The 23,976-nt window shown below is 68.6% G+C and carries 24 protein-coding genes; 9 read left to right on the forward strand and 15 right to left on the reverse strand.

All coding sequences use genetic code 11. The annotated features are described in order from the left end of the window. Together Q1K70_RS08010 and Q1K70_RS08015 are read right to left on the reverse strand one after the other, a co-directional pair. Nucleotides 1-1,749, reverse strand: a 1,749-nt coding sequence (locus Q1K70_RS08010) for a hypothetical protein (RefSeq protein WP_300157649.1), incomplete at its 3' end; no start/stop codon positions are given. Further along, nucleotides 1,749-2,018 (reverse strand): hypothetical protein, encoded by a 270-nt coding sequence (locus Q1K70_RS08015; protein ID WP_300157651.1) that lies wholly within the window; start codon nucleotides 2,016-2,018, stop codon nucleotides 1,749-1,751. The genes Q1K70_RS08010 and Q1K70_RS08015, both read right to left, overlap by 1 nt. Before the next feature lie 279 nt (nucleotides 2,019-2,297). On the opposite strand from Q1K70_RS08015, the gene Q1K70_RS08020 reads away from it, so the two are divergent. After that, the gene (locus Q1K70_RS08020; protein ID WP_300157653.1) at nucleotides 2,298-2,714 is read left to right on the forward strand and encodes a hypothetical protein; all 417 of its coding nucleotides are present in this window, start codon (nucleotides 2,298-2,300) and stop codon (nucleotides 2,712-2,714) included. A 23-nt stretch (nucleotides 2,715-2,737) separates the two neighbouring features. Next, on the forward strand, nucleotides 2,738-2,932 hold the full coding sequence (locus tag Q1K70_RS08025; protein ID WP_300157655.1) for a hypothetical protein: 195 nt from the start codon (nucleotides 2,738-2,740) through the stop codon (nucleotides 2,930-2,932). Between the two features lie 99 nt (nucleotides 2,933-3,031). Here Q1K70_RS08025 and tsaA read toward each other — a convergent pair whose 3' ends face one another. Both tsaA and Q1K70_RS08035 read right to left on the reverse strand, forming a co-directional pair. Further along, nucleotides 3,032-3,529 carry a tRNA (N6-threonylcarbamoyladenosine(37)-N6)-methyltransferase TrmO gene (gene tsaA, locus Q1K70_RS08030; protein WP_300157657.1) on the reverse strand — a complete coding sequence of 166 codons (498 nt, stop codon included), beginning with the start codon at nucleotides 3,527-3,529 and terminating at the stop codon, nucleotides 3,032-3,034. A 33-nt stretch (nucleotides 3,530-3,562) separates the two neighbouring features. Further along, nucleotides 3,563-4,405 (reverse strand): hypothetical protein, encoded by an 843-nt coding sequence (locus Q1K70_RS08035; RefSeq protein WP_300157659.1) that lies wholly within the window; start codon nucleotides 4,403-4,405, stop codon nucleotides 3,563-3,565. Nucleotides 4,406-4,581: 176 nt separating this feature from the next. Between Q1K70_RS08035 and Q1K70_RS08040 the strand changes: the two genes are divergently transcribed. Both Q1K70_RS08040 and Q1K70_RS08045 read left to right on the forward strand, forming a co-directional pair. Further along, nucleotides 4,582-7,239 (forward strand): cache domain-containing protein, encoded by a 2,658-nt coding sequence (locus Q1K70_RS08040; RefSeq protein ID WP_300157660.1) that lies wholly within the window; start codon nucleotides 4,582-4,584, stop codon nucleotides 7,237-7,239. A gap of 18 nt (nucleotides 7,240-7,257) precedes the next feature. Then, a complete protein-coding gene (locus Q1K70_RS08045; RefSeq protein ID WP_300157662.1) occupies nucleotides 7,258-7,632 on the forward strand; it encodes a response regulator in 375 nt (124 codons plus the stop codon). A 31-nt stretch (nucleotides 7,633-7,663) separates the two neighbouring features. Here the strand turns inward: Q1K70_RS08045 and Q1K70_RS08050 are convergent, their stop codons facing one another. After that, on the reverse strand, nucleotides 7,664-8,341 hold the full coding sequence (locus Q1K70_RS08050; RefSeq protein ID WP_300157664.1) for a GDSL-type esterase/lipase family protein: 678 nt from the start codon (nucleotides 8,339-8,341) through the stop codon (nucleotides 7,664-7,666). A 311-nt stretch (nucleotides 8,342-8,652) separates the two neighbouring features. Between Q1K70_RS08050 and Q1K70_RS08055 the strand changes: the two genes are divergently transcribed. Continuing rightward, nucleotides 8,653-9,072, forward strand: coding sequence for a hypothetical protein (locus tag Q1K70_RS08055; RefSeq protein WP_300157666.1), 420 nt, complete (start codon nucleotides 8,653-8,655; stop codon nucleotides 9,070-9,072). Beyond that, a complete protein-coding gene (locus Q1K70_RS08060; RefSeq protein WP_300157668.1) occupies nucleotides 9,069-9,941 on the forward strand; it encodes a DUF1176 domain-containing protein in 873 nt (290 codons plus the stop codon). The genes Q1K70_RS08055 and Q1K70_RS08060 overlap by 4 nt, the downstream gene beginning before the upstream one ends. 139 nt (nucleotides 9,942-10,080) lie before the next feature. Here the strand turns inward: Q1K70_RS08060 and upp are convergent, their stop codons facing one another. The 10 genes from upp to Q1K70_RS08110 all read right to left on the reverse strand — a co-directional run bounded on the left by upp (nucleotide 10,081) and on the right by Q1K70_RS08110 (nucleotide 21,130). Beyond that, complete coding sequence (gene upp, locus Q1K70_RS08065; protein WP_300157670.1) at nucleotides 10,081-10,707, reverse strand: uracil phosphoribosyltransferase; 627 nt, start codon at nucleotides 10,705-10,707, stop codon at nucleotides 10,081-10,083. A 119-nt stretch (nucleotides 10,708-10,826) separates the two neighbouring features. Next, nucleotides 10,827-14,099, reverse strand: coding sequence for an ATP-binding protein (locus Q1K70_RS08070; RefSeq protein ID WP_300157672.1), 3,273 nt, complete (start codon nucleotides 14,097-14,099; stop codon nucleotides 10,827-10,829). A 171-nt stretch (nucleotides 14,100-14,270) separates the two neighbouring features. Beyond that, nucleotides 14,271-15,011 carry a polyprenyl diphosphate synthase gene (gene uppS / locus Q1K70_RS08075; protein WP_300157674.1) on the reverse strand — a complete coding sequence of 247 codons (741 nt, stop codon included), beginning with the start codon at nucleotides 15,009-15,011 and terminating at the stop codon, nucleotides 14,271-14,273. Then, a complete protein-coding gene (gene frr / locus Q1K70_RS08080; protein ID WP_300157676.1) occupies nucleotides 15,011-15,565 on the reverse strand; it encodes a ribosome recycling factor in 555 nt (184 codons plus the stop codon). The genes uppS and frr overlap by 1 nt, the downstream gene beginning before the upstream one ends. Nucleotide 15,566: 1 nt before the next feature. After that, a complete protein-coding gene (gene pyrH, locus Q1K70_RS08085) occupies nucleotides 15,567-16,289 on the reverse strand; it encodes a UMP kinase (RefSeq protein ID WP_300157678.1) in 723 nt (240 codons plus the stop codon). Between the two features lie 113 nt (nucleotides 16,290-16,402). Beyond that, on the reverse strand, nucleotides 16,403-17,008 hold the full coding sequence (tsf, locus tag Q1K70_RS08090) for a translation elongation factor Ts (RefSeq protein ID WP_300157680.1): 606 nt from the start codon (nucleotides 17,006-17,008) through the stop codon (nucleotides 16,403-16,405). Nucleotides 17,009-17,020: 12 nt separating this feature from the next. Continuing rightward, nucleotides 17,021-17,800 carry a 30S ribosomal protein S2 gene (rpsB, locus tag Q1K70_RS08095; protein ID WP_300157682.1) on the reverse strand — a complete coding sequence of 260 codons (780 nt, stop codon included), beginning with the start codon at nucleotides 17,798-17,800 and terminating at the stop codon, nucleotides 17,021-17,023. 172 nt (nucleotides 17,801-17,972) lie between these two features. Next, nucleotides 17,973-18,746, reverse strand: a complete 774-nt coding sequence (locus Q1K70_RS08100) for a fumarylacetoacetate hydrolase family protein (protein WP_300157685.1) — start codon at nucleotides 18,744-18,746, stop codon at nucleotides 17,973-17,975. Between the two features lie 15 nt (nucleotides 18,747-18,761). Further along, entirely contained in the window at nucleotides 18,762-20,417 is a 1,656-nt protein-coding gene (locus Q1K70_RS08105; protein WP_300157687.1) for a ribonuclease J, read from the reverse strand. Continuing rightward, nucleotides 20,414-21,130 (reverse strand): lysophospholipid acyltransferase family protein, encoded by a 717-nt coding sequence (locus Q1K70_RS08110; RefSeq protein ID WP_300157689.1) that lies wholly within the window; start codon nucleotides 21,128-21,130, stop codon nucleotides 20,414-20,416. Before Q1K70_RS08110 ends, Q1K70_RS08105 begins: the two co-directional genes overlap by 4 nt. Before the next feature lie 190 nt (nucleotides 21,131-21,320). On the opposite strand from Q1K70_RS08110, the gene Q1K70_RS08115 reads away from it, so the two are divergent. From Q1K70_RS08115 to Q1K70_RS08125, 3 genes are all read left to right on the forward strand, one after another. Further along, entirely contained in the window at nucleotides 21,321-21,716 is a 396-nt protein-coding gene (locus tag Q1K70_RS08115; RefSeq protein ID WP_300157691.1) for a response regulator, read from the forward strand. 140 nt (nucleotides 21,717-21,856) lie between these two features. After that, complete coding sequence (locus Q1K70_RS08120; RefSeq protein WP_300157693.1) at nucleotides 21,857-22,165, forward strand: isoamylase early set domain-containing protein; 309 nt, start codon at nucleotides 21,857-21,859, stop codon at nucleotides 22,163-22,165. A gap of 81 nt (nucleotides 22,166-22,246) precedes the next feature. Continuing rightward, nucleotides 22,247-23,911: a glycosyltransferase gene (locus Q1K70_RS08125; RefSeq protein ID WP_300157695.1), complete on the forward strand. Its 1,665-nt coding sequence runs from the start codon at nucleotides 22,247-22,249 to the stop codon at nucleotides 23,909-23,911. Nucleotides 23,912-23,976 lie beyond the last annotated feature (65 nt).

The following is a 23,976-nucleotide window of genomic DNA, read 5'->3' on the forward strand; positions in this document are numbered from 1 at the left end:
GGGGGGATGATCCCCCCCGGCGGGGCTCGGGGCAGCGCCCCGATTCTCCTTCCCCCCCTCTCCCTCGCCCATGCGCTCCAGCACGGCGGCGCGGCCGGACCAGTCGAGCTTCTCCAGGAGATCGCGGCGGTCGATGGCCCCCATCTGGTAGAGCGCCAGCGCTTCCTCGCGCTGCTGCACCTTGGACACGGGCATGGTGGAGCCGGAGACGACGGTGAGACGGGCGGGCACGCGGCAGCGCGCGCCGTGCAGGGCCGCGACGGCCGGGCGGCCGTCCTCGGTGAAGCTGATCCAGCGTTCCTCGGTGTACCAGTTCTGCATGTGGCTGAGGAACATGCGGCCGCGTTCCCGGATGAGCCGGGAGTAGTTGCGGATCTTGCCGCGCAGGAGCGTCGCCGCCTGTTCGATGAGGGCGGCGATGGCCCGGTAGGCGATGACCGGACGATCGGGCGCGGCGGCGCGCTCCAGGTCGGCCAGGCCCGATATCTGGCTGAAAAGTTCGCGGTAGATGGCCAGGACGCTTTCGATGTCCTTGGTGTTGTTGGTAAATTCCAGATAGCGGATGCCCTGGGCCGCGGCCATGGAGGTGGGGTTGACGATGCCCAGGCGGTTGGTGAAGGCGGCGTTGGCCACGCCCGAATCCCGGGGGTTGACGATCTTCGGCCGGGCGCAGCGATCCTTGTGCGCGGTGAGCTGGGCGAGGCACTTGTCGATCTCGTATTGCAGCTCGGCCAGCTGCTCGAAATCCGAGGCCCCCCAGAGGCTGACCGGATCGGTCAGGGAGTTGGCCAGGGCGAAGGGGAAGCGGTCGTAGAGGTAGGTGGCCATGGCCTCGTCCGGACTCAGGTCCGGGTTGACCGAGGGATTGGGCCGGTCGGAGAGCACCAGGCGGCCGGCCGAGGCCACGGTGACGCAGCGGATGAAGCCCGGATAGCGCGGCGCGTCCCCGTCCATGGCGTAGTCGCGCGCCCAGCATTCGCAGACAAGCGCCGTGTCCTCGCTGGGGCCGGCCGCGCCGCTTGCGCCGGCAAGGCTTTTCACCACCTCGCCGAAGCGGGAGAAAAGCCCGCGCCGCCCGCCATCGCCCGTGGCCATCTCCTGGCGGTTGTCGCCGAGGGCGGCGAGCAGGGCCGCATCGCTGACGATCCTGCCGGCGGCCTCGGGCCAGCGGCGCCTGGCCTCGCGCAGGGGCATGGGGGTGAAGTGCAGCACGGCGGCGGCGTCGCGCAGGTCCGGGCAGCCGGTGGGAAACACGCCGAAGGCGAAGGGATCGACCACCACGGTGCGCACCTCGCCGAGGCCATATTCGAGGTCCGGGTCGAACACGACCTTTTCCACGGCCACGCCGTAGGTCTCGCCGTTGATCACCGAGCGCTCGAACACGGCCTGCTGCTCCTGTTCGACCCACCAGCAGGCGGCGGCGCGCTCCAGGGTGCGAAACAGCGCGTCGTCCCCGCCCGGCCCCACCCGGTTGACGTTGAAGGTGGGGTTGTTGTCCGTGAGCATGTTGACCGTGCGCTGGCGGTGCAGATGGAGCAGGTTGGCCGAGGCCGCAGGCGCGCCAGCCGGAACGAGTCCGTCCTGGGCGCGGCCCCGGCCCAGGCGATAGTGACGGGTCCATTTTTCGGCCAGTCCCAGGCGGGCCTTGTCGGCCACCACGGCCTCGAGGAGCTCGAAGACACGGGGTCCGACCAGGTCCGGGCGCTCGGCCGGGGGCAGGAGTTCGGAATAGCGGTCGGCCTGGGTCATCAGTTGCCCTCCTGGCGACGACGCTTGGCGGCGGGAATGCTCCACTCGCCCGCGTCCGTTTCGAGGCTTTCCCGGCCGGCCGGGTCGTAGCCCTGGGGATGGTGGCGGCAGTAGGGGCAGCGGGCGTGCTCGAAGGCGGCTTCGGGATCAAAGGGCGGCGGGAAGCCGGGCTCGAGGGGGCCGAACATGGCGCCGAGAAGCGGCGGGCGGAGGTCGGCGGGATCGAAGGCGGCGATGGCGGCGTGGCACAGGCGGCAGCGCAGGATCATGTCGGTTCTCCCCTTTGGCGGCGGCGTTTCCCGCCGCCCGCAAAGCCCATCAGTCCATGCAAAGCGGACACGAACCAGCCGGAACGCGTCACTTTCTTCGCGGATGGGGAAAAAGGCCGACAGGAATGCATTTCCTACCGCGCCGCTACCCGGGAATGGTCGCAAGAATGCGAAAAAAATCACAGGGAATCGGGCTGTTGCTCGGATTCCCATTGTGCCCGAGACTGCTTTGGGCTATATAGAATCGCATTCAAAATTTTCCTTGGGAGGAATCGCCTTATGCTTGGCATGGAGAAAAAAGTCCGGGCCCTGTACGGCGACGATGTGGAAAGCAAGGTCAACAACCCCGCCGTCGAGGCCAAGGAAACGGCCAACTCGGCGCGGGCCGGCCTGGCGCTGGCCATTTTGGCTATCGTCCTCGCGTTCGGCGTCTACGTGGCCCTGGACGCCAAACTGACGACCGTGGCCCAGTCCGTGGCCGACGTGCCGGCCAAGATGGCGACCATCGACGCCAAGGTGGCGCAGTTCGAGGGTCTGCCGGCCAAGATCCGCAAGGAAATGCAGGCGGAGAAGGTGGCGGCCTTCGCGGCCGCGGCCGACCAGCTGGCCGCGGGCCTGGACGGGGCCGAGCACAAGGCGGCCATGGCCAAGATTTCGGATATGGCCAAGCAGCTGCAGGCCGACGTGGCCAAATAGCCTGCGCGGCAAGGAGGGAAGCCATGGCCGAGTACGTGGTCGGCGTCACCGACGGCTACCATTCCATCGCCTTTGCCGACGGCCTGGAGCCGGCCGGCCGGCGTCCCTTTTCCATCACCTCCCCCTCGGACCTGACCCGGGCCGAGGCGGACATGCCCGACGGCGCGCCGGCGCTGGCGGAAGTCCGGCGCGGGGCGCTCACCGACACGTCGGCCTGATCCGGCCGGCGCGACCGAATGATGGAAGGCCGCCGTCCCCAATGGGACGGCGGCCTTTTTGCGTGGCCCTCAGGACGACAGGAAATCGACGAACCGGCTTCAGTCGCCCGAAACGAACCGGCCGTCGCTGCGCACGGCGGCCACGGACGCGTCGCGCCCCTCCATCCAGCCCGTGCGCACCGGACCGTGCGGCGCGTCGAAGGCCGGGGCGTAGGGCTTGATGTCCAGAAGCGGCGTGCCGTCGAGCACGTCCACGCCGCGCAGGCGGACCACCGCCCCCTCGATGGAGACCACCTCCACCACGGAAAGACCGATGGGATTGGGCCGCCTGGGGGCGCGGGTGGCGAACAGACCGCGCGGCGTGTTGTCGAGAAAAGGCGTGACGGTCAGGTCGTAACCCGAGGAGGCGTGGAAGAGATAGAGGAGATAGACGTGGGAAAACCCATCCAGGTCGGCCAGCCCCGGGGCCAGGGCCGGATCGAGCTCGACGCGGCCGGCCACCTCGCGGGCGCCCCCCGGTTGGATGGGCATGCCGGCAAGACTCGTGAACGGGGAACGGATGACGCCGATAGGGGTCAGGGCGACGGGACCGATCATGGCGGACCTCCGGATGCGGCGCAGGCGCGCCGGTCAATTGCCTTTGTCGAAGGTGTCGCTGGCCGCGGCCACGCCGTAGGCGAAGGCCATGCCGGCCACGCCGAGCAGGGGCGCGTAATAGGCCGGGGCGGCCAGGGCGAAGCGGATGAAGAGCGTGGCCAGGGCGAAGCCGGAATTGCGGAACACCGAACGAAAGGCCGGCTGGTAGGTGTGGGAAAGCAGCACGATGAAGATGTCGCTGAAGATGAGCACCGTGTAGAAGACCGTGAAGAAGTCGTGCACCAGCCCGGTGGCCGCGCTCTGCCAGGCGACCCACAAACCGAAGGAGAGAAAGAAGAAAAGCAGGCAAAAGGCCAGGAACTTCTTGTAGGCCACGAAGGGATAGAGCCACGGCCCCTTGGGCGACTGGGGCTTGCGGCTGTAGCGGCGGTAATACATGCCGAGCCCCAGGAAGCAGAGGAGCGCGCCCGCGCCGTCGGCCAGCATGGGCAGAAGCACATGCACGGATTCGATGAGAATGATGGGCTCGTGGAGGTGGACGAGTTCCTTGAAGGCGTCGCGCAGCAGGATCAGGCACAGGATCTCGAACTGCTTGCCCAGGGATTTGGTCACCGAGCAGGGCAGCACGAAGATGAGGTCCACCACTTCCTGGATGAGGACCAACGTGAAGGCCAGGTTGATGGCGTAGAAATGGGAGGTCGGAGTGAGGTGGGCCAGGATCGGCGGCAGCAGGCCGCGAAGGTTGAGCTCGATGCCGACAAGCCCGATGCAAAAAGCCACCACCTGGCTCATGGCCACGATGCGCCGCGTCCTTGGCCGTTCCCAGAAAGAGTGCAGGGGGTCGAACAGATTGGTGGCGAGTTCGTAAAACGTCATGGAAGTGCTTCCCGCGAGCCTTATGCCAAAGGCCCGCCGGAAAGGAAAGCCCGCGCCCGGCCTTGCCATGGCGGCCGCATTCGGTCATAGGCTGGACAATAGCCTTTTTTCCTGTCGGCCGCCGGCTGCGGCCCGCATCCAAAAACGCCCTACGGCGCATCCATGGGGAACGCTGCATGAAAAGGGTCCGCGACTGGCCGATCAGCCTCAGGATCGTGCTTCTTTGCATCGCCATGCTCACCGCGCTTTCCGCGCTCTCCGTCGGCTTTTTCCTCTACGAGCTCGGCAAGTACCGCGACGCCCGGGCGCGGCAGATGCACGAGGAGCTCTTGGCTCAGGCCAAGGATCGACAACTCGCGGCCGTGCGGCTGACGGCCGAGGTCGTCCGATACTTCCACGACGTCTCCAAGGACGAGGAGGCCATGAAGGCCCGCGCCCACGACCGGCTCAAGGCGGTGACGGACGCCGTGGTCAGCCAGGCCAAGGCGTTCTACGAGGCCAACAAGGACGTCCTGCCCCGCGAGGCCATCGAGGCGCGCATCAAGGAGATGACCCGCGACGCCCGGTTCGACGGGGGCAACTACGTCTGGATCAACGACACCACGCCCCGCATGGTGATGCACCCCATCCAGCCGGCGCTCGACGGCAAGGACCTGTCCGGTTTCCGCGATCCCAAAGGCACGGCGCTTTTCAACGACATGGTCGCAGTGGTGAAAAAGGACGGCCAGGGCATGGTGTCCTACATGTGGGACAAGCCGGGCGCGCCGGGCGACCCCAAGCCCAAGGTGTCCTACGTGCGGCTTCTGCCGGAGCTCGGCTGGATCTTCGGCTCCGGGGCCTGGCTCGACGACGCCACGGCCAGGCTCAAGGAGGAGGCCAAGGCGCAGGTGTCCAAGATGCGCCTGCCGGACGGCGGAAGCTTCTTCATCCTCGAGGCGGCCACGCCCGTGCCGCGCCTGATCGTGGACCCGAACCGGCCGGACCTCGTCGGCAAGACCCCGGACATGCCGTCCGAGGACCGGGCCACGGCCGTGCAGGCCGGTCTCGACGGCGCGATGACGCCCGTGCCGGCGGGCGCGGGAAACCTGGCCCGGGCCATGCTCGAGGCCGTCTCGCCCACGGGCGACGGCTACGTGGCCTACACCTGGTCCAGGGCCTCGTCCGGTGCAGAGAACGCGCCCCGCCTGGCCTGCGTCACGCTTTTTCGGCCCTGGAACTGGATCATCGGCACGAGCGAACCCACCGAGGGCATCGACGCGGCCGTGGCCGCCGCCTCGACCAGCCTCGACGCCACCGTGCGCGCCATCACGGGAAAGCTGGTGGCGGCCTCCCTGGCCTTCCTGGCGGTCATGGCCCTGGCGGCTTTCTTGCTGGTGCGCCGCCTGCTCAATCGGCCCATCCAGGCCATCGTGGGCTACGCCGACAAGGTGGCGGCCGGCGACCTCGAGGCCCGGCTGGTCATGGCGCTCTCGGCGGAGATGGGAAGCCTGGCCGCCTCCATCCGGGCCATGGTGGACAAGCTCAAAAACGAACTGGAATTCGCCCGGGGCATCCTCGATTCCGTGACCATGCCCTGCGTGGTGGCCGGCCCGGACGGCACGGTCCTGCTGGTCAACCGCTGGCTGGCCCATTTCATGGGCGAGGGCAAATCCCCCGAGGAGTACGTCGGCCAGCCCCTGGAACGGGCCTTCGCCGGCCACGCCCCTGTGGCCCGGACCCTGAAGAAGGTGCTGGCGCACCGGGAGATCATCACCAACGAGGCCTACGAGGGCGCCTACGCCTGGGGCGAGCGGTTCTTCGTCAAGATCGACGCCGCCCCGGTCAGCGCCGGCGACGGCAGGATGCTCGGCGTCTTCGCCATGCTGGCCACCCTGACCAAGGTCAAGATCCAGCAGGAGGCCCTGGCCGAGCGCAACCGGCTCATCGCCGAGGTGGCGGCCGCGGCCGAGGACATCGCCGGCCGGCTTTCGGGCAACGCCCGAGCCCTGGCCGAGCGCATCGACCGTACCGGCGAAGGCGTCGCCAGCCAGCGGCAGCGCACCGAGGAAACGGCCCGGGCCATGGAGCAGATGAACGCCACGGTGCTCGAAGTGGCCCAAAACGCCGGCCTGGCCGCGGGCAGCGCCGAAGAGGCCAAGGCCAAGGCCCGGGACGGTTCGGAGATGGTGCGGGAGGTCGTGGCCGCCATCGAGGAGGTCAGCGGCCTGGCCGGCACGCTCCGCGCCGACATGGCCAGCCTCGGCGAACGGGCCGAAGGCATCGGCCGGGTCCTGGAGGTGATTTCCGACATCGCCGACCAGACGAATCTCCTGGCGCTTAACGCCGCCATCGAGGCGGCCCGGGCCGGCGAGGCCGGGCGCGGCTTCGCCGTGGTGGCCGACGAGGTGCGCAAACTCGCCGAAAAGACCATGACCGCCACCCGCGAGGTGGGCCAGGCCATCGAAAACGTGCAGGAAGGCGCCCGGCGGGGCAACCGGGAGACCGCCAGGGCCGCGGATGCCGCCGCCCGCAGCGCCGGCCTGGCCGAACAGGCCGGCGCCGCGCTGGGGGCCATCGTGGGCATGGTCGAGGGCACGGCCGACCAGGTCCGGGCCATCGCCACGGCCGCCGAGGAGCAGTCGGCCACGGCCACGCAGATCAACCGGGCCACCGAGGAGGTGCGGCAGGTGGCCAAGGACATCGGCCAGGGCATGGAAGCGGCTGTCGCGGCCGTGCGCGGCCTCAACGAGGAGGCCGGGGAACTGAGCGAACTCATCGTCCAGATGCGGGCCGCCGTGGCCGGCGACGACGAGACCGGGCAAGCGCCGGCCCTGGACGGCCCGGGCGCGAAATGACCGACAAGGAGCGAGCGTGTGGCACGGATATTGGTAGTCGACGACGCGGCCATCACCCGCGCGCTGCTGCGCGGCGTCCTGGAAAAGGCCGGCTACACGGTCGTGGAGGCGGCCGACGGCGACGCCGGCCTGGCCGCGTTCCGGGAGCGCCCGGCGGACGCCGCCTTCGTGGACATCTTCATGCCGGGCAAGGAAGGGCTGGCCACCATCAAGGAACTGCTCGAACTCGCGCCGAAGCTTCCCATCGTGGCCATCAGCGCGGGCAGCACCTTCACCGACACCGAGACCCTCGGCTGGGCCAAGAGCTACGGCGCGGCCGAGGTGATGGCCAAGCCGCTGCGCGCCGAGGCCGTCCTCGCCGCCCTGGAGCGGCTCCTCGGCCGCAAGGTCTAGGGTCGGGCCGCAAGCGGACGCGGCCGGGCGCTCAGGGCTTGCGGGCGGCCATGGCCTCCCGGGCGGCGGCGTAGACGGTTTCGCGCCACACGCCCGCGGCCTGGGCGTTTAGGTGCACCCCGTCCACGGTGCAGCCCTCGGGCCGCCCCTTGCGCCACTCCTCGAGCACGGCGTCCACGTCGGCGACGGGCACGCCGAGCCGGCGGCCGACCTCGCGGATTTGTTCGTTGTAGCTCGGGATGCTGGCGTGGTGGAAACTGTCGGCCGCGAACTTTCCCGTTTCCATGGGCGGCAGGGTGGCCAGAACCAGGGCCCGGCCGCTGTCCAGGACGGCCTGGGCCAGGGCCTCGTACCCGGCGGCGAACCGTTCCGGCGAGGCCACGGACTTGCCGAAGGCGTCGTTGGCCCCCATGGACACGATGACCAGCGGCCCGTGGGAACCGGCCAGTACCTGCCGCATGAAGGACAAGGACTCCAGGGCCTTGGAACCGGATATGCCCGTATTGACGACATTGATTCCGGAAAGGGTCGGGAAGTACATCTGTTCGACGATGCTGTCGCCGAAGACGATGACCAGGTCGTCTTGCGCGGAACGCAGTTGGGTCAGGAGGATGCTCGCGCGCGTGCGGTTGTACAACCCGCCGAGATCGTTCATGACCGTGTTGACGGTATCGACGTTGACGGCAATCTCACGCAACTGCCCATTCACGGTATCCCATCCTTTTTTATAATAGAATGCCGCGATGGATAACAGGGCGACGCTGCTGCAAAGCAGCCAGATGATGGCTTTGTTGTATCGCAAGGGGACCGCGCCGGCGGGAAGAGGTTGGGCCAACCAGGCCGTAAGGGGCTGCAAATAGCAGGTTCTTTTCGCGTCGTAAACTGCGTCCATCGGCCGCCGGCGGAAAACACGGCCCCTTGACGCCGCCACGGCTCGGGGATCAAATGCCGCTCATACCCGGCGGACCGGCCTTTGCGCCCGGCGGTCCCTGCCGGAAACCCGCGACAAGGAGTTCCGCCATGCGCCGACTCGCCGTCCTGTCCGCCCTGCTCCTGCTTGTTTGCGCCGCCCAGGCCCGCGCCGACGACGCGCCGGACATGCGCGGCGTCTGGCGTACCGTGGCCCACGAGGGCATCACCACCGGCAGCCGCCATTTTCCCCAGCCGGACATGGAGCCGCGCTTCGTCAAAAGCGAATTCACCATGGAGATCACCCGCCAGGAAGGCCGGCGCTTCCTCGGCGTCAAGAAGAGCGCCAAGCACGAGGAACGGATCATGGGGCTCGTGGCCTACGACAACGTGACCGTGCACATTCTCGAGGAAGAGGGAAGCTTCCACGGCCGCCTGCTCCCGGACGGCTCCATGGAACTCGTCTACAGCCACGACTCCGGCGGCCGGCAGGCCATCGGCATCGCCCTCTACGTCAGGCAGAAGCCGTGACGTCTCCCCAGCGCGCCGCACGGCCGCGCCGATCGGGACTTTGGACCGCGCTGGCCCTGGCCGCCGCCCTGCTCCCGAGCGTTCCGGCGGCCGCAGCCGGCATGGATTGCGCCAAGGCCGCCTCGCCCGTAGAGAAAACGATCTGCGCCGACCCCGCCTTGCGCGAAGCCGACCGGGCCATGGCCGACGCCTTCTCGGATCTGCTCTCCGCCCTCCCGGAAAAGGACAAGGCCGACGCCCGCGCCGCCCAGCGCACCTGGCTTGCCGCCCGAAACGCCTGCCCGGACGCCGCCTGCCTCAAGGCGCGCCATGCCGAGCGCCTGGCCGCCCTGGAAAAAGCCCGGGCGGCGGCGCGCCAGGCCTGGCTCGACGAGCGGGCCAGACTGCGGGCCGTCCTCGGCTGGCCGGACGCCTGCGAACAGTCCTATCAGGAGATGGTGTCGCCCCAGGGCCTGGACATCCCCGTGCTCTCCCCGGGGGTCGAGCGCTTTGCGCTTGACGGGGAACGGGCGCTCTACTGCGTGCAGTGCGACCAGGCGGCCTATCAGGCGACCTACGTGGCCGTGCTTCAGGACGCTCCCGGCAAGGCGGGCACGCTCTTGCGCTTTCCCACCGTGGCGGACAGCGACGCCCCGTCGCGGCCCGAGCCCCAGGAAGACCTGGTCGGGGACCTCGACTTCGACGCCAAAGCCGGGACGCTTACGGTGCTGACCAAGGGCCGGGGCCTGGCCGACTGCGGGGTGCGGGCCGTCTACGCCTTCCCGCCGGAAGGCGGCGTGGCGGTCAGGGAGATCCGGGTGCGGCAATGTCCCCGTGCCCCCAAGGGCTACGTGCCCCCCGAACGCTGGCCGCTTCTGCGAACGCGCTGAATCCGCCTGGCCCGGCCGGCCGGAGCGAGGCGTCGTCGCCGTTCGTTCCTGACGGACAGGGATCGGCCGGACCGTCGTCATCCCGGCCGGCGCGACCGCCCGGCCCTGGCGCGAGCGGTCCAGGGTCGACCACGCCCGGCTACTTCGTGCCGAAGATCTTGTCGCCGGCGTCGCCGAGGCCGGGCAGGATGTAGCCGTGCTCGTTGAGACGTTCGTCCACGGCCGCGGTGTAGACGGCCACGTCCGGATGCTCGCGTTCGAGCCTTTCCAGCCCTTCCGGGGCGCAGACCAGGAAAAGGCCCATGATGTGGCGGCAGCCCGCCTCCTTGAGCAGGTTGATGGTGGCGATGAGCGTGCCGCCCGTGGCCAGCATGGGGTCGAGGATCATGGCCCGGCGCTTGTGGATCTTTTTCGCCAGCTTCACGTAATAGCGCACCGGCTCGAGGGTCTCTTCGTTGCGGTACATGCCGACCACGCTGACCTTGGCGCCCGGGATCATGTCCAGCACGCCGTCCATCATGCCAAGCCCCGCCCGCAGCACGGGAACGACCGTGATCTTCTTGCCCGCGATGCGGTCCACTTCCACGGGCCCGGCCCAGCCGTTGATGGTCACCCTCTCCGTGGGCAGGCTCTTGGTGGCCTCGTAGGTGAGCAGCCGGGCGATCTCGCCGGCCAGTTCCCGGAATTCCTTGGTGCTGAGGCCATTCTCGCGCAGATAGCCGAGCTTGTGGCGCACCAGGGGATGATCGACGACGGTGACGGGCATGGGGCGCTCCTGGCGTTGGAGGTGACGGGCCGATGCGGCCGTGGCCGGGCGCGGACGGGGCCTCGGGCGCGGGGAAGCAGATACCGGAAATCGGGCCGGGAGGCCATCGCTGCGAACGCCTACCGGCCCGGCGAGGCCAAAGAGGCGACCGCCCGCTCCAGTTCGCCGCAAAGGGTGGCCACGGCCCGGCGCAGCCCGTCCCGGTCGCCCGAAGCGGCCAGGGCGGCCACCTCGTCGGCCAGCATCCGGCAGCTGTCCGCGCCGATGGCGCCGCAACTGTTCTTGATGGAGTGGGCCGCCTGCCCCAACTCCGCCATGTCGTCCCCGGCCAAGGCGGCTTCCAGCCGTTTCCCGTATTCCGGACATTCGGCCAGGAAGATCCGGCACAGCTCGTCGTAAAGGTCGCGATCGTCGTCGAGGCGGGCCAGGGCCTCGGCCCGGCGCACCGGTTCTGGCGGGTCGGCCGTGCCGAGGTCCTGCCTTCCCGCGATGGCCCGCAGCACGTCGGCCAGTTCGCCGAAATCCACGGGCTTTGTCACGAAGGCGTCCACCCCGGCCTCGCGGCTGCGTTCCCGAAAGGCGGACAGGGCGTGGGCGGTCAGGGCCACGATGGGCACGTCGCGCCGGCCCTCGCCGGCCTCGCCGGCCCGGATGCGCCGCGTGGCCTCCAGCCCGTCCATCTCCGGCATCTCCACATCCATGAGCACGGCGTCGAAGGGTGCGGCGGAAAGCAGTCTCATGGCCTCGCGGCCGGACCCGGCCACGGTCAGGCGGTGCCCCAGGCGTCCGAACAGGACGCGGGCCAGCCGGACGTTCATGGGATTGTCCTCGGCGAGCAGCAGGGACATGGGCCGCTGGCCCTGGCGCAGGGCGTCGAGGCTGCGCGCCGAAGGACTGGCGGGCCTGGCCCGGGCCTTGTCCCCTGCGGGCAGAGGCGCGCGGAAGGCGAAGACGCTGCCCGTCCCCGGCGTGCTCTCCACCGTGACGCTCCCGCCCATGAGCTCGGCCATCTGGCGACAGATGGCCAACCCCAGCCCGGAGCCGCCGAACCTGGCCGTGATCTCGCCGCTCCCCTGCCGGTAGGGCTCGAAGATGGAGGGCAGGGCCTCGACGGGGATGCCGGGCCCGGTGTCGGACACGGTAAAGAGCAGCCAGCCAGGTTCGCCTTCGCCGCCCTCGGGCGGCGCCGCGGGCCGCACCCGCAGGGTCACGCCGCCTTTTTCCGTGAACTTCACGGCGTTGCCCACGAGGTTGGCCAGCACCTGGCGCAGTCGGGCCGGGTCGCCGCGCACCACGGCCGGGCAGGCGCGGTCGGGCAGCAGGCGCAGCCGCAGCCCCTTGCTCGCGGCCTGGGGAGCGAAGGAGCGCACCACTGCCGCCAGCAGACCGCGCAAAAAGAAGTCCTCGTCGCGCAAGGTCAGGCTCTTGGCCTCGGCCCGGGAGAAATCCAGCAACTCGTTGACCAGGTCGAGCAGGCCCCTGGCCGCTTCCAGCACGTTGGCGAGGTTGTCCCGGATGTCCGGGGGCACGCGCGACTGCAGGGAGATGTCGGTGAGCCCGATGATGGAACTGAGCGGCGTGCGGATGTCGTGGCTCATCTTGGCCAGAAAGTCCGACTTGGCCCGGTTGGCCTCCTCGGCCGCCTCCTTGGCCGCTTCGAGCTGGCGCTCCGCCTCCCGCAGCCGGCTCACGTCCATGAGGCATTCGATATGTCCCCAGACCTCGCCGTGGCTGTCGAGGATGGGCGCGCTGTAGGCCAGAAACGGCATGCCGAGCAGGGCCTCCTCCCCGGGATTGGAGGCGCGCACCCGCACCCCCGTCACGTCGGCCTCGCCCAGGGGGCAGTCGGGACAGGCCGCGTCCAGGCCGTGGAAGGCCTCGTGGCACTTGTGGCCGAGCACGTCGTCCCGCTTGAGATCCATGGCCCGCAGCAGGTTGTCCCCCACGTCCACCACCCGCAGTTCGCGGTCCACGACGTGGACGAACCCCGGAATGGCGTCGAAGATGGCCCGCAGCCGGTTGTGCATATGCGTGAGTTCCGCCGTGCGCCGGGCCACCCGGGCCTCCAGGGTCTTGTTGGCGGCGGCGATGACGTCGTGCTGGCGTGTCAGGTCGTTAATGGCCTGTCGCAGTTGCCCGGCCATGCGGCCGAAGGCCTGGGCCAGACGCAGCATTTCCCGGCCGCGCGGCCGGGGCAGGGACAGGTCCCACTGCCCGCGCGACAGGGCGTCGGCGGCCGCGGCAAGCCGCTCGGCGGGCCGGGCCACGCGCCGGGCCATGAACACGCCGGCCGCGGCCGCGGCAAGCAGGGCGAGGAGGCCGGCGAAAAAGCTCTGGCGCAGCCCGGCCTCGATGCGGCTCATGAAGTCCGAGGCCGGCGCGGCGGCCACGAGCAGCCAGTCGATGCCCCGGCCGTCGCCGAAGGGTTCGGCCAGCAGGTAGTAGCCCTCGCCGTCCCCGCCGCGCACCTGGGCCAGCACCGGCCCGGCGATGCCGTCCAGACCGCCGGGAGCGGCCCGCAGATGGGCGACGACCGCCGACAGCATGGAGTCGCCGGCGTCGGCCGCGGTCAGGCGGTCGAAGGAGCCGTCCGGCCGTTGCACCAGGATGCGCGACGTCTCCAGGGAGGAGGCGGCCACGAGCGCGCCCGAGCGTTCGAGCAGGTACACTTCGCCGTGCCGGCCGACCTTGATGGTGCGCAGGAACTCATGGATGCGCGTCAGGGGATAATCCGCCCCGAACACGCCGCGCAGGGTCCCGTCCGGCGCATAGGCCGGCAGGCAGGCGCTGACGGTGGGCACGCCCAGGGCGAAATGGCGGTAGATCGGGGTCCAGACCGGGCCGCCGGCGGCGACGCCGGCCTTGTACCAGGGCCGGGCGCGCGGGTCGAAGTTCTTGTAGACGTTTTCCAGTTCCCCGGCGTCGCCCGAGGCCGTGACCGCGAAATTGCGGGAATCCCCGCCGGTCTCGGCCCCGGCCCGCACGATCTGGACCTTTTCCGGCCCAAGCCGCCTGGCGCCGTAGAACTCCCCCTCGGGCGTGCCGAAAAAGGAGTAGGCCACCGAAGGATTGGCCTCGATGACGGCGGAAAAATAGCGCTGGACGTTGCGGGGGTCATTCGGGTCCAGCAGGCCGCGCCGCAGGGCTTCGGCATTGAGGGCGTTGAGCGCGACGGGAACGTCGAGATAGGCGTCGAGCGTCTGGCGCACCCGCAGCAAGACCTCGGCGCGCAGCTGCCCGGCCGCGTCGCCCACGGCCTCGCGCCCGCCGCGAAGCTCCAGCCAGCCGATGACCGCGCCGGTGACCAGCACCAGGACGACCAAAGGCACGGTCAGCCAGACGCGCAGGGGTGGTTCGCGGTCTGGCGCGGACGACGCGGGGCTCCCCGGCATGACGTTTGACCCCTTGATGGATTGCGGCCAACCGGCCGGCTGACGGGATTGTTGACGATACCGCGAAAACCGGGGGGGCTGTCAATCGCCCCGCCCTATCCGTGCAGGCGAGAACGTCCGCCCCGGAGAAGTAAAGGACGGGCGCGCCTCGCGGCGCGCCCAATGGCGGTCTCAGGAAGCGCTTTCGGAGCCCGGGACGGCGGCGATCTGTTCGCCGGTCAGGCCGAAGCGGCGGGTGCGGCCCTGGAAGTCGGCCAGGGCCGCGTCGAGGTGGGCCGGGGTGAAGTCCGGCCACAGCGTGTCGGGAAAGGCGAACTCGCTGTAGGCGGACTGCCACAGCAGGTAGCCGGACAGGCGCATTTCGCCGCTGGTGCGGATGATGAGGTCCGGGTCGGGCTGGCCGGCGGTGTAGAGCTCGGCGGCCAGACGCTCCTGGGTGATTTCCCCGGCCGGCACGCCCTGGCCGACGAGCCGGCGGCAGGCGCGCACGATCTCCTCGCGACCGGAGTAGTTGAGCGCTAGGTTAAGCGTCATCTCAGTGCAGCGGGCGGTCTTGGCGATGACGTGGGAGAGCACCTTGCGGGCGGCCAGGGGCAGATCGGCCATCTCGCCGATCACCAGAAAGCGGATGGACTGGGTGAGCAGGGTGTCGAGCTCCCGGTTGAGGAAGCGCACGAGCAGGTCGAAGAGGAACTTGACCTCGTCAGCCGGCCGCCCCCAGTTCTCCTTGGAAAAGGCGTAGAGGGTGAGGTGGCCGATGCCCAGTTCCCGGCAGCGCGTGATGATGCCGCGGGCGGCCTCGGTGCCGGCCCGGTGGCCTTCGCTGCGGGGCAGCCCCCGCGAGGTGGCCCAACGCCCGTTGCCATCCATGATGATGGCCACGTGCCTGGGGAGAGACGTGGTATCGGCCACTAGATCTCCATGATCTCTTTTTCTTTCTTGGCGAAGACGTCGTCGGTCTTGGCGATGTAGGCGTCGGTGAGCTTCTGCACGTCCTCCTGGCCCTTGTGCTGGTCGTCCTCGCTGATGGCCTTGTCATTCTTCTTCTTCTTGAGGGCCTCGTTGGCGTCGCGGCGGATGTTGCGCACGGCCACCTTGGCCTCCTCGGCGTACTTCTTGGCCACCTTGACCAGGTCCTTGCGGCGGTCCTCGGTCAGCGGCGGAATGCCGATGCGGATGATCTTGCCGTCGTTGACCGGGGTGAGCCCCAGGTCGGACTTGAGGATGGCCTTTTCCACGTCGTTGAAGGCTTTGCGGTCCCAGGGCTGGATGGCGATGGTGCGGCTGTCGGGGGTGGAGATCGACGCGATCTGGTCCAGCGGCGTCGGGGTGCCGTAATAGTCCACGCGGATGCCGTCCAGAAGGCTGGTGGTGGCCCGCCCGGTGCGCAGCCGCGAGAATTCCTTGTCCAACGAGGCGAGCGCCTTTTTCATGCGCTCTTCGGCGTCGGTAAGCACTGCCTGCATGTCACTCGTCTCCTTTGACCACCGTGCCCACGGGCTCTCCGGCCAGCACGCGGGCGAGGTTGCCCGCGGTGAACATGTTGAAGACCACGATGGGCAGGTTGTTGTCCATGGCCAGGCTGATGGCCGTGGTATCCATGACGCGTAGCCGTTTCTCCAGCACGTCCATGTAGGTTAAGGTGTCGAACTTGACGGCCTCGGCATGCTTGGCCGGATCCTTGTCGTACACGCCGTCGACCTTGGTCCCCTTGAGGATGGCCTCGGTCTTGAGCTCCATGGCCCGAAGCGCCGCGGCGGTATCCGTGGTGAAGTACGGATTGCCGGTCCCGGCGGCGCAGATGACTACCCTGCCCTTCTCCAGGTGCCGCAAAGCGCGGCGGCGGATGTAGGGCTCGCAGACCTCGCGCATGCTGATGGCCGACATGACGCGGGTGGACAGGCCCTGCTTCTCCAGGCTCTCCTGCACGGCCAGGGCGTTTAAGACCGTGGCCAGCATGCCCATGTAATCGGCCGAGGCCCGGTCCATGCCGGCGGCCTGCTCCGAGACGCCGCGAAAGATGTTTCCCCCGCCGATGACCAGGGAGATCCTGGCTCCGAGCGCGGCGGCCTGGGCGATGTCCCGGCAGAAATTGGTGATGGTCTGGTTGTCGATCCCGAAGGGCCGTCCACCGGCCAGCGCCTCGCCGCTGATCTTAAGCAAAACCTGGGAAAACCGCAAATTCGACATGGAACCCCCTTGGGTTGCGGGAGGAAGGGACGCGGGGCGCAAGCGCCCCGCGCCTGGGATGATTGCAAAAAAAACGGGCCTTGCGGCCCGTTTCGAAGTCGGTGCGCGGCGGCCTAGGCGACGTCCTCGCCCAGGGCCATGCGCGTGAAGCGCCCGATCTGGACGTTCTCGCCGAGCACGCCGACGAGTTCGTTGACCAAGTCCTTGATGCTGACCTTGTCGTCCTTGATGAAGGGCTGCTCCAGCAGGCAGATTTCCTTGTAGAGCTTTTTGACGCGCCCTTCGACGATCTTCTCGGCGATGGCTTCGGGCTTGCCCTCTTCCATGGCCTGGTGCTTGAAGATCTCCTTCTCCTTGGCCAGCAGGTCGGCAGGCACGTCCTCGGGGGACAGGCAGACCGGGTTGGCGGCGGCGATCTGCATGGCCACGTTCTTCGCGAACTCCTGGAAGCGCTCGGAACGGGCGACGAAGTCGGTCTCGCACTTGATCTCGACCATCACGCCGAGCTTGCCGTTGGAGTGGATGTAGGACCCGATCACGCCTTCGGAGGTGGCGCGGCCGGCGCGCTTCTGGGCTTTGGCCAGGCCCTTCTCGCGCAGCCAGGCGACGGCCTTTTCCTCATCGCCGGTGCATTCGGTCAGGGCTTTTTTACAGTCCATCATGCCCGCGCCGGTCTTGTCGCGCAGGGCTTTCACGGAGCTGGCGGAAATATCGGCCATGGGGGCGTCCTCCTACTCGTCGGTGGTTTCGGATTCGGTTTCCTCGGCGACGGGGGCCGGGGCGGATTCGGGCTGCTCGTCCTTGTCCGGGGCGGGCTCGACGTCCTTGTTCTGGGCGGCGCCTTCCTGGCAGGCCTCGGCGATGCTGGCGGCGAAGAGCTTGATGGCCCGGATGGCGTCGTCGTTGCCCGGGATCACGTAGTCGATGACGTCGGGATCGCAGTTGGTGTCCACCACGGCCACGATGGGGATGCCGAGCTTGCGGCATTCCTGCACCGCGATTTCCTCGCGCTTGGGATCGATGATGAAGGCGGCCTGGGGCAGGCGGTCCATGTCCTTGATGCCGCCGAGCGTGGCGTTGAGCTTCTCCACCTCGCGGCCCATCATGACGATTTCCTTTTTCGGGAACCGCTTGATGGTGCCGTCGCCGAACATGCGCTCCAGGTTCTTGAGGCGATCGATGCTCTTCTTGATGGTCTGGAAGTTGGTGAGCATGCCGCCCATCCAACGGTTGGTGACGTAGAACTGGCCGACGCGCTCGGCTTCCTTCTTCACCGACTCCTGGGCCTGACGCTTGGTGCCGACGAAGATGATGCGGCCGCCGCCGGCCACCACGTTAGCCACGAAGTCGTGGGCCTTCTGGTACAGCTTGACGGTCTGCTGGAGGTCGATGATGTGGATGCCGTTACGGGCCCCGAAGATGAAGGTGCGCATCTTGGGGTTCCAACGACGGGTCTGGTGCCCAAAGTGGACGCCGGTCTCGAGCAGCTGTTTCATGGACACGTAAGGCATGGGTTCTCCTTGGGTTTTTCCTCCGCTTCGCCATGGAGCCGCCGGACCGTCCGGCACCCAGGAATCAGGGCGAAGCGTGTGTTTTCGGGAAACGGCGGTTTGTAGTCCGCTTGAAAAAAAAAAGCAAGAGGGCCGGCGCGAGGGGCGCACCTGCCGGCCCTTTTGACCCCGGCTACTGGAGGGGCCCGAGCTCGGCCTCGCCCCGGGCGGCGTTGATCAGCACGCCCACCTCCTCGATCTCCACCCGCACCTCGTCGCCCGCGGCGAGCAGCCCGCCGCCGGACGGCGAGCCGGTGAGGACCACGTCCCCGGGCAGCAGGGTCATGATGCCGGAGACGAAGCTCACCAGGGCGAAGGGCGAGAGCACCATGTCGGCGGTGGAGGCGTCCTGGACCGCGACGCCGTTGACCAGGGTGCGCAGCCGCAGCCCGATGGGGTCGGCCACGGACGTCTCGATCCAGGGGCCGATGGGAGCGAAGGTGTCGAAGCCCTTGGCCCGGCCCATGGGGCCGTCGGCGGCCAGGAAGTCGCCGGCCGTGACGTCGTTGGCGCAGGCGTAGCCGAACAGGCAGCGCGGCACGTCCTCGGGCGCGATGTTGCGGCAAGTCCGGCCGAGGACCAGGGCCAGCCCGCCCCAGGCTTCCACCTGGGAGGCGGCCCGGGGCAGCCGGATGGCCTCGCCGCTGCCGATGATGGCCGAAGGGGGCTTCAAAAAGAGCATGGGCGCGTCCCCGGCCTCCCGGCCGAGCTCGCGCAGACGGTCGCGGAAGTTGCCCTGGGCGCACACCATCTTGGACGGAGCCACGGGCGGCAGCACCGACACCTCGGCCAGGGGCAGGGTCTCGGGCAGGCCCATGGCCGGGTCCAGGCAGCGCACGGCCCGTTCCTCGAAAAGCAGCTGGCCGTAGAAGGTCTTCCCTTCACGGCGCACGCGCAGCACTTTCATGGGCAAGTCCCTCCCCTACAAGGTGATGACCAGCGGCACCACCACGGGATCGCGTTCCAGGACCTTGCGGAAAAAGCGGCGCAAGGCGGAGCGGATGCGCTCCTTGAGCAAATCCGACTGCCCCGGCGGCACGTTCTCGAAGATGTCGAGCACGATGCACTTGGCGTCTTCCAGCACATGGCTGTAGTGCTGCTCGAACACGAAGCCCTTGGACAGGATGCTCGGGCCGAAGGTCAGTTCGCCGGACTTCTCGTCCACCACCATCACCACGATGACCAGCCCCTCGCCGGCCAGAAGCTGCCGCTCCTTGAGCACCGTGACCCCGACGTCGCCCACGCCCTTGCCGTCCACGTAGATGTGATCCACCTCGATGGCGTCCTCCAGCCGCATGAGCCCTTCGCCGAAGGTCACGGGTTGTCCGTCCTCGATGACCAGCACCCGCTCCGGGGCCACGCCGCAGGCCTTGGCGATGCGGGCGTGCTTGACCAGGTGGCGGTACTCGCCGTGGACGGGGATGAAGAACTTGGGGGACACGGTTTCGAGCATGAGCCGCAGCTCGTCGCCGTGGGCGTGTCCCGAGGCGTGGATGGCCTGGACGCGCTCGTAGAGCACCTCGGCCCCGAGCTTGTAGAGGCGGTTGATGAGCCGGGTGATGGCCCGGATGTTGCCGGGGATGAAGCGCGAGGACAGGATGACGGTGTCGCCCTTCTGGGCCTTGATCTGGCGGTGCTCGCCGTAGGCCAGGCGGGACAGGGCCGAGAGCGGCTCGCCCTGGGAGCCGGTGACCAGGAGCACCACCTTGTCGTCGGAAAGATTCGGCAGCTCGTCGAGGCTGGCCTCGGTCCCGGGCGGCACGCGCAGGTGCCCCAACTCCCGGGCGATCTCGATGTTGGAGAAAAGCGACTTGCCCGAGACGGCCACCTTGCGGCCGCAGTCGTGGGCCAGATCGTAGATCTCCTGCATACGCTGGATGTGGCTGGAAAAAAGCGTCACCACGATGCGCCCGGGCGCGTCCTTGAAGATCCCGCCCAGGGTGGATTTGATCTCCCGCTCGGTCAGGGCGAAGCCCTCGCGCTCGGCGTTGGTGGAGTCGGAGAGCAGAAGCAGCACGCCCGGTTCGCTGAAGGCCTTGATGGCCGCCAGATCCGTGGCGTGGCCGTCCAGGGGCGTGCGGTCGATCTTGAAGTCGCCCGTGTGCACGATGCGCCCGGCCGGGGTCTCGATGCCGAGCGCGAAGCCCTCGACGATGGAATGGCACACCGGGAAGAAGGTGACCTTGAAGTCGCCAAGGGCGACGGTCTGGCCGCCCTTGACGGGCTCGAACCGGGTGAATTCCTTGAGGCTGTGTTCCTCGAGCTTCTTGGCGGCCAGGGCCAGGGTGAAGGCCGAGCCGTACAGCGGCGCATCGCAGGACCGCATGAGCCACGGCAAGGCCCCGATGTGGTCCTCATGGCCGTGGGTGAGCAGGATCCCCTTGAGCTTGTCCTTGTTGGCCAAAAGAAAATCGAAGCGCGGGATGACCACGTCGATGCCGAACAGGGAGTCGTCCGGGAACATGAGGCCGCAGTCCACGACGATCATCGAATCGCCGCTGACCAAGGCCATGCAGTTGAGCCCGATTTCGCCAAGGCCCCCCAAAGGATAGAGGGTCACGGCGGATTTGGCGTTCATTGTCGCATCTCCTGGTAGGCCGCGTCCATACGGGCCCAAAGGTCGTTTTTAAAGGCTTCACGCTCCTTGAGCGTATACTGTGCGTGGGGGTCGAAGGGCGGCAGGGCGCGCACGGTCACCCGCCCGGAACGCACGAAGCGTCCGTGCTTGGGCAGGATGCGGGCGGAGCCGGCGACGATCAGCGGCGCGACCTTGGCCTTGCATTTGAGGGCCACGATCATGCCGCCGGTCTTGAACGGGCCAAGGCTCGAGGGATCGGGCGAGCGGGTGCCCTCGGGAAAGACGAGCAGGCCCACGCCCCGGTCCACGAGGTCCGTGGCCTCCTTGATGGATTCCATGGCCTTGCGCCGGTTCCCCCGGTCGATGGCCACGTGGCCCACCCGGCGCATGGCCGGGCCGAAGACCGGAATGGCGAAAAGGCTCTCCTTGGCCAGGAAGCGGAAGTTGAATCCCGAAAGCACCGAAAAAAGAATCGGGATATCCATGTGGCTCTGGTGGTTGGCCATGAACACGTAGGTCTCGCCCGGGGTCAGGGCCGAGAGGTCGGCCTCCACGCGCACGCCGGCGCACCGCAGAAGCGTCCCGGCCCAGCGGCCCTCGAGCCAGTGGGAATAGGCCCCGTTGCGGCCCAGGCGGGCGAACAGCCAGCACAGGGAGCTGAAAAAAAGGGTCACCGGGACCAGGCACAGGGCGAAAAACAGGGATCGGATCATGGGGCGCGTTTCCATGTTGACGGTGACCCGGCGGGACGTCGCAGGCCGGGCGGTTTGCATACTAGGTGCGGCGGCGGAAAAAATCCAGCCTCGGCCCCAAGATCCCCGCGGCTTGCGCCCTTGCATCGGTTTTCCTTTTTTGGCAACACCAGTTGGCACGCAACCGGCCGGGCCGGCCAAAGGGGCAGTCATGAAAATCCTCATCGTCGATGACGACCATGTGTCGCGGGTGGCGCTTTCCGCCACCTTGTCCCGCTATGGCGAGTGCACCTGCGAAGCCAACGGCCGCGACGGGCTGTCCCGGTTCACGGACGCCCTGGACGCCGGCGACCCGTTCGACCTGGTCTTCATGGACATCCAGATGCCGATTATGGACGGCCAGACGGCCTTGTGCGCCATCCGCGAACTGGAGCGGGAACGCAAGGTCGCGCCGGGCAGCGAGGCCAAGGCGGTGATGATCACCTGCCACGACGACATCAAGAACATCAGCACGTCGTTTTTCCGGGGCCAGGTGACCTGCTACTTCACCAAGCCCATCGACCTGCGGGCGATGGTGGACGAGCTGCGCCGGGAAGGTTTGCTGTAAAAGCCGTTTCGTCCCCTGATTAATCAAAAAAGATTTTACATCGACAAGAAGACCAGCTAGGCCAGGGGCATGATCCCATCATCCCTTGCGTCCTTGGGCCGCAGACGAGGGCGCGCGGACCCCTTCCGAGGAGGATATCCATGTCCCTGAAAAAAAAGCCTCTCAAGAGCAAGCCCATCAGCAAGGTCACCTTCACCCTGGCCAAGGAGCAGGCCAAGGGGGCGGCCAACGTGCACTTGGTCGGCGAATTCAATGACTGGGAAATCGGCGCCACGGCCATGCGCAAGCAGAAGGACGGCTCGTTCGCGGCCACCCTCGACCTGCCGACGGGCCGCGAGTACCAGTACCGCTACCTCATCGACGGCGACGTCTGGATCAGCGATCCCGAAGCGGACAAATACGCCTTCTCGCCGTTCGGCGACTGCGAAAACTCCGTGGTCACGGTCTAGGCCGCAGGCCTCGGCCTCGCGTCGGCGGGGGCATGGACGCCGCCATGCTCCCCCTGCCCCGACACGCCGCCCAGCCGCCGGATGCGCACCGTCTGCCTGATCCATTCCCATCTCGGGCCGGCGCTCGAGCGCCTGGGCTGTCGCATCCATCGCCTGGACCCGCCCGGCGGCACGGCCAGCCTGCCGGAGCTCCTGGCCGCCCTGCCCGAGCCCCCGGACTGCATCCTCCACCAGGAGGACCTGGGCCGGCTGCTCGTGCTCACCGACTGCGGCGACGCCCCCTGCCCGGTGCTCTACTGGTCCCTGGACGGCCACCTCAACTTCTTCTGGCAACGCCACTACGCCCGGTCCGTTTCGGCCGTGGCCTCCACCCAGCCCCACCTGGCCAAGGCCTTTCCCCTGGAGGACGGCCCCCCCAGCGCCTGGGTCCCCTGGCACGGCCATCCCCACCCCCCGGTCCCGGCCGCCGGGCGCGTCGTCCCCCTGGCCTTCGTCGGCCGGGTCAACGCCCACCGCCGGCGGCGGCAATGGTTTCTCGAATACCTGGCCCGCTTCGGCCTGACCCACCGCCAGGACGTCTTCGGGGCGGACCTGGCCGCCTACTACGACACGGTGCGCCTGGCCCCCAACGAATGCATCGCCGGCGAAGTCAATCTACGGCTGTTCGAAGCGGCCTCGAGCGGCTGCCTGCCGGTCAGCGAACGCCGGCCCGAGGGCGTGGAGGAACTGTTCGTCCCGGACAAGGAGGTGCTCTACTACGACGACGTGGCGGAACTCGACGAGCGGCTGCGCTTCGCCCTGGCCAACCCCGCCCTGGCCGAGGCCATGGGCCGGGCGTCCCGGGCGGCCGTGCACGCCCGCCACCTGCCGGAACACCGGGCCCGGGCCCTGCTCGACCTGGCCAGGCGCGCCCCGGCCCCGCCCAAGGGGCCGGCCGCCGACGCGGCCCTGGCCCTGGCGCTTTACCACCTCAACCGGGCCGGCCAACTGGCCACCCCCAGGATCACGCTGTGGCGACGCCTGGCCGAAGCGCCGGGCACGGCCGAAGTCATGGCCGCGCGTCTGCAGATGGCCCTGGCCGACAACAATCGGGCCATGGCCCTGGCCCTGATCGACGCCAGCCTCGCCCGGCCGGAAACGACCGCAGACGCGCGCGGCGCGGCCGCCTGCGTCCTGGCCGCCCTGCGGCTCGACCGGCCGGACGCCGCCAAACGCGCCTACGTGGCCTACGTCGCGGCCACGGGCCGGCGCGACGCCCCGCGCCTGCACGCGCCCCGCGACTACCTGCTCTTCTTCGCCCGGGCCCTGGAAACGGCCGGATGCGTCAGCGCGCCGGGCATGCTCTTCGATCCCGCCGTGCACCTGCCGGAAAACGCCGTCCAGTGCCTGCTGGCGGCCAAGACCCTGAACCAGGGCGACCTGGAGATCGAACGCCGGCTGGAAACGCTGCTGCGCCGCCAGCCCGGGGCCGAGGTCGAACGGGTGGGACTTCTGTCCAACCTCACGCTGCACCGGCCCGAAGACTGGTCGCTGGGGATGGAACTGGCGCTGGCCAATCTCGACGCTTTTCGCCTGGAAGCGGGCCTGGAAGAGCTGCGCCTGGCCGCCGACACGGCGGCCCGCGCCAGCCAGGAAGCCCGCTTCGCCAGACGCCTGGGGCTGGCCGACAGGGGCGGGCGGCTGCGACGGTTGGCGTTCGGCCTGGAGAGGTCGGGAGAAGAGCCTCCGGCGTCCGGGAGGGGGTGACCCCCTCCCGGACCCTCCCCGACGGGGGTGAGCGGGAGGATGGGAGGGAACGGCAAGCGGCGGGG

The sequence above is a fragment of the Solidesulfovibrio sp. genome, assembly GCF_029978005.1.
Lineage (GTDB): Bacteria > Desulfobacterota > Desulfovibrionia > Desulfovibrionales > Desulfovibrionaceae > Solidesulfovibrio.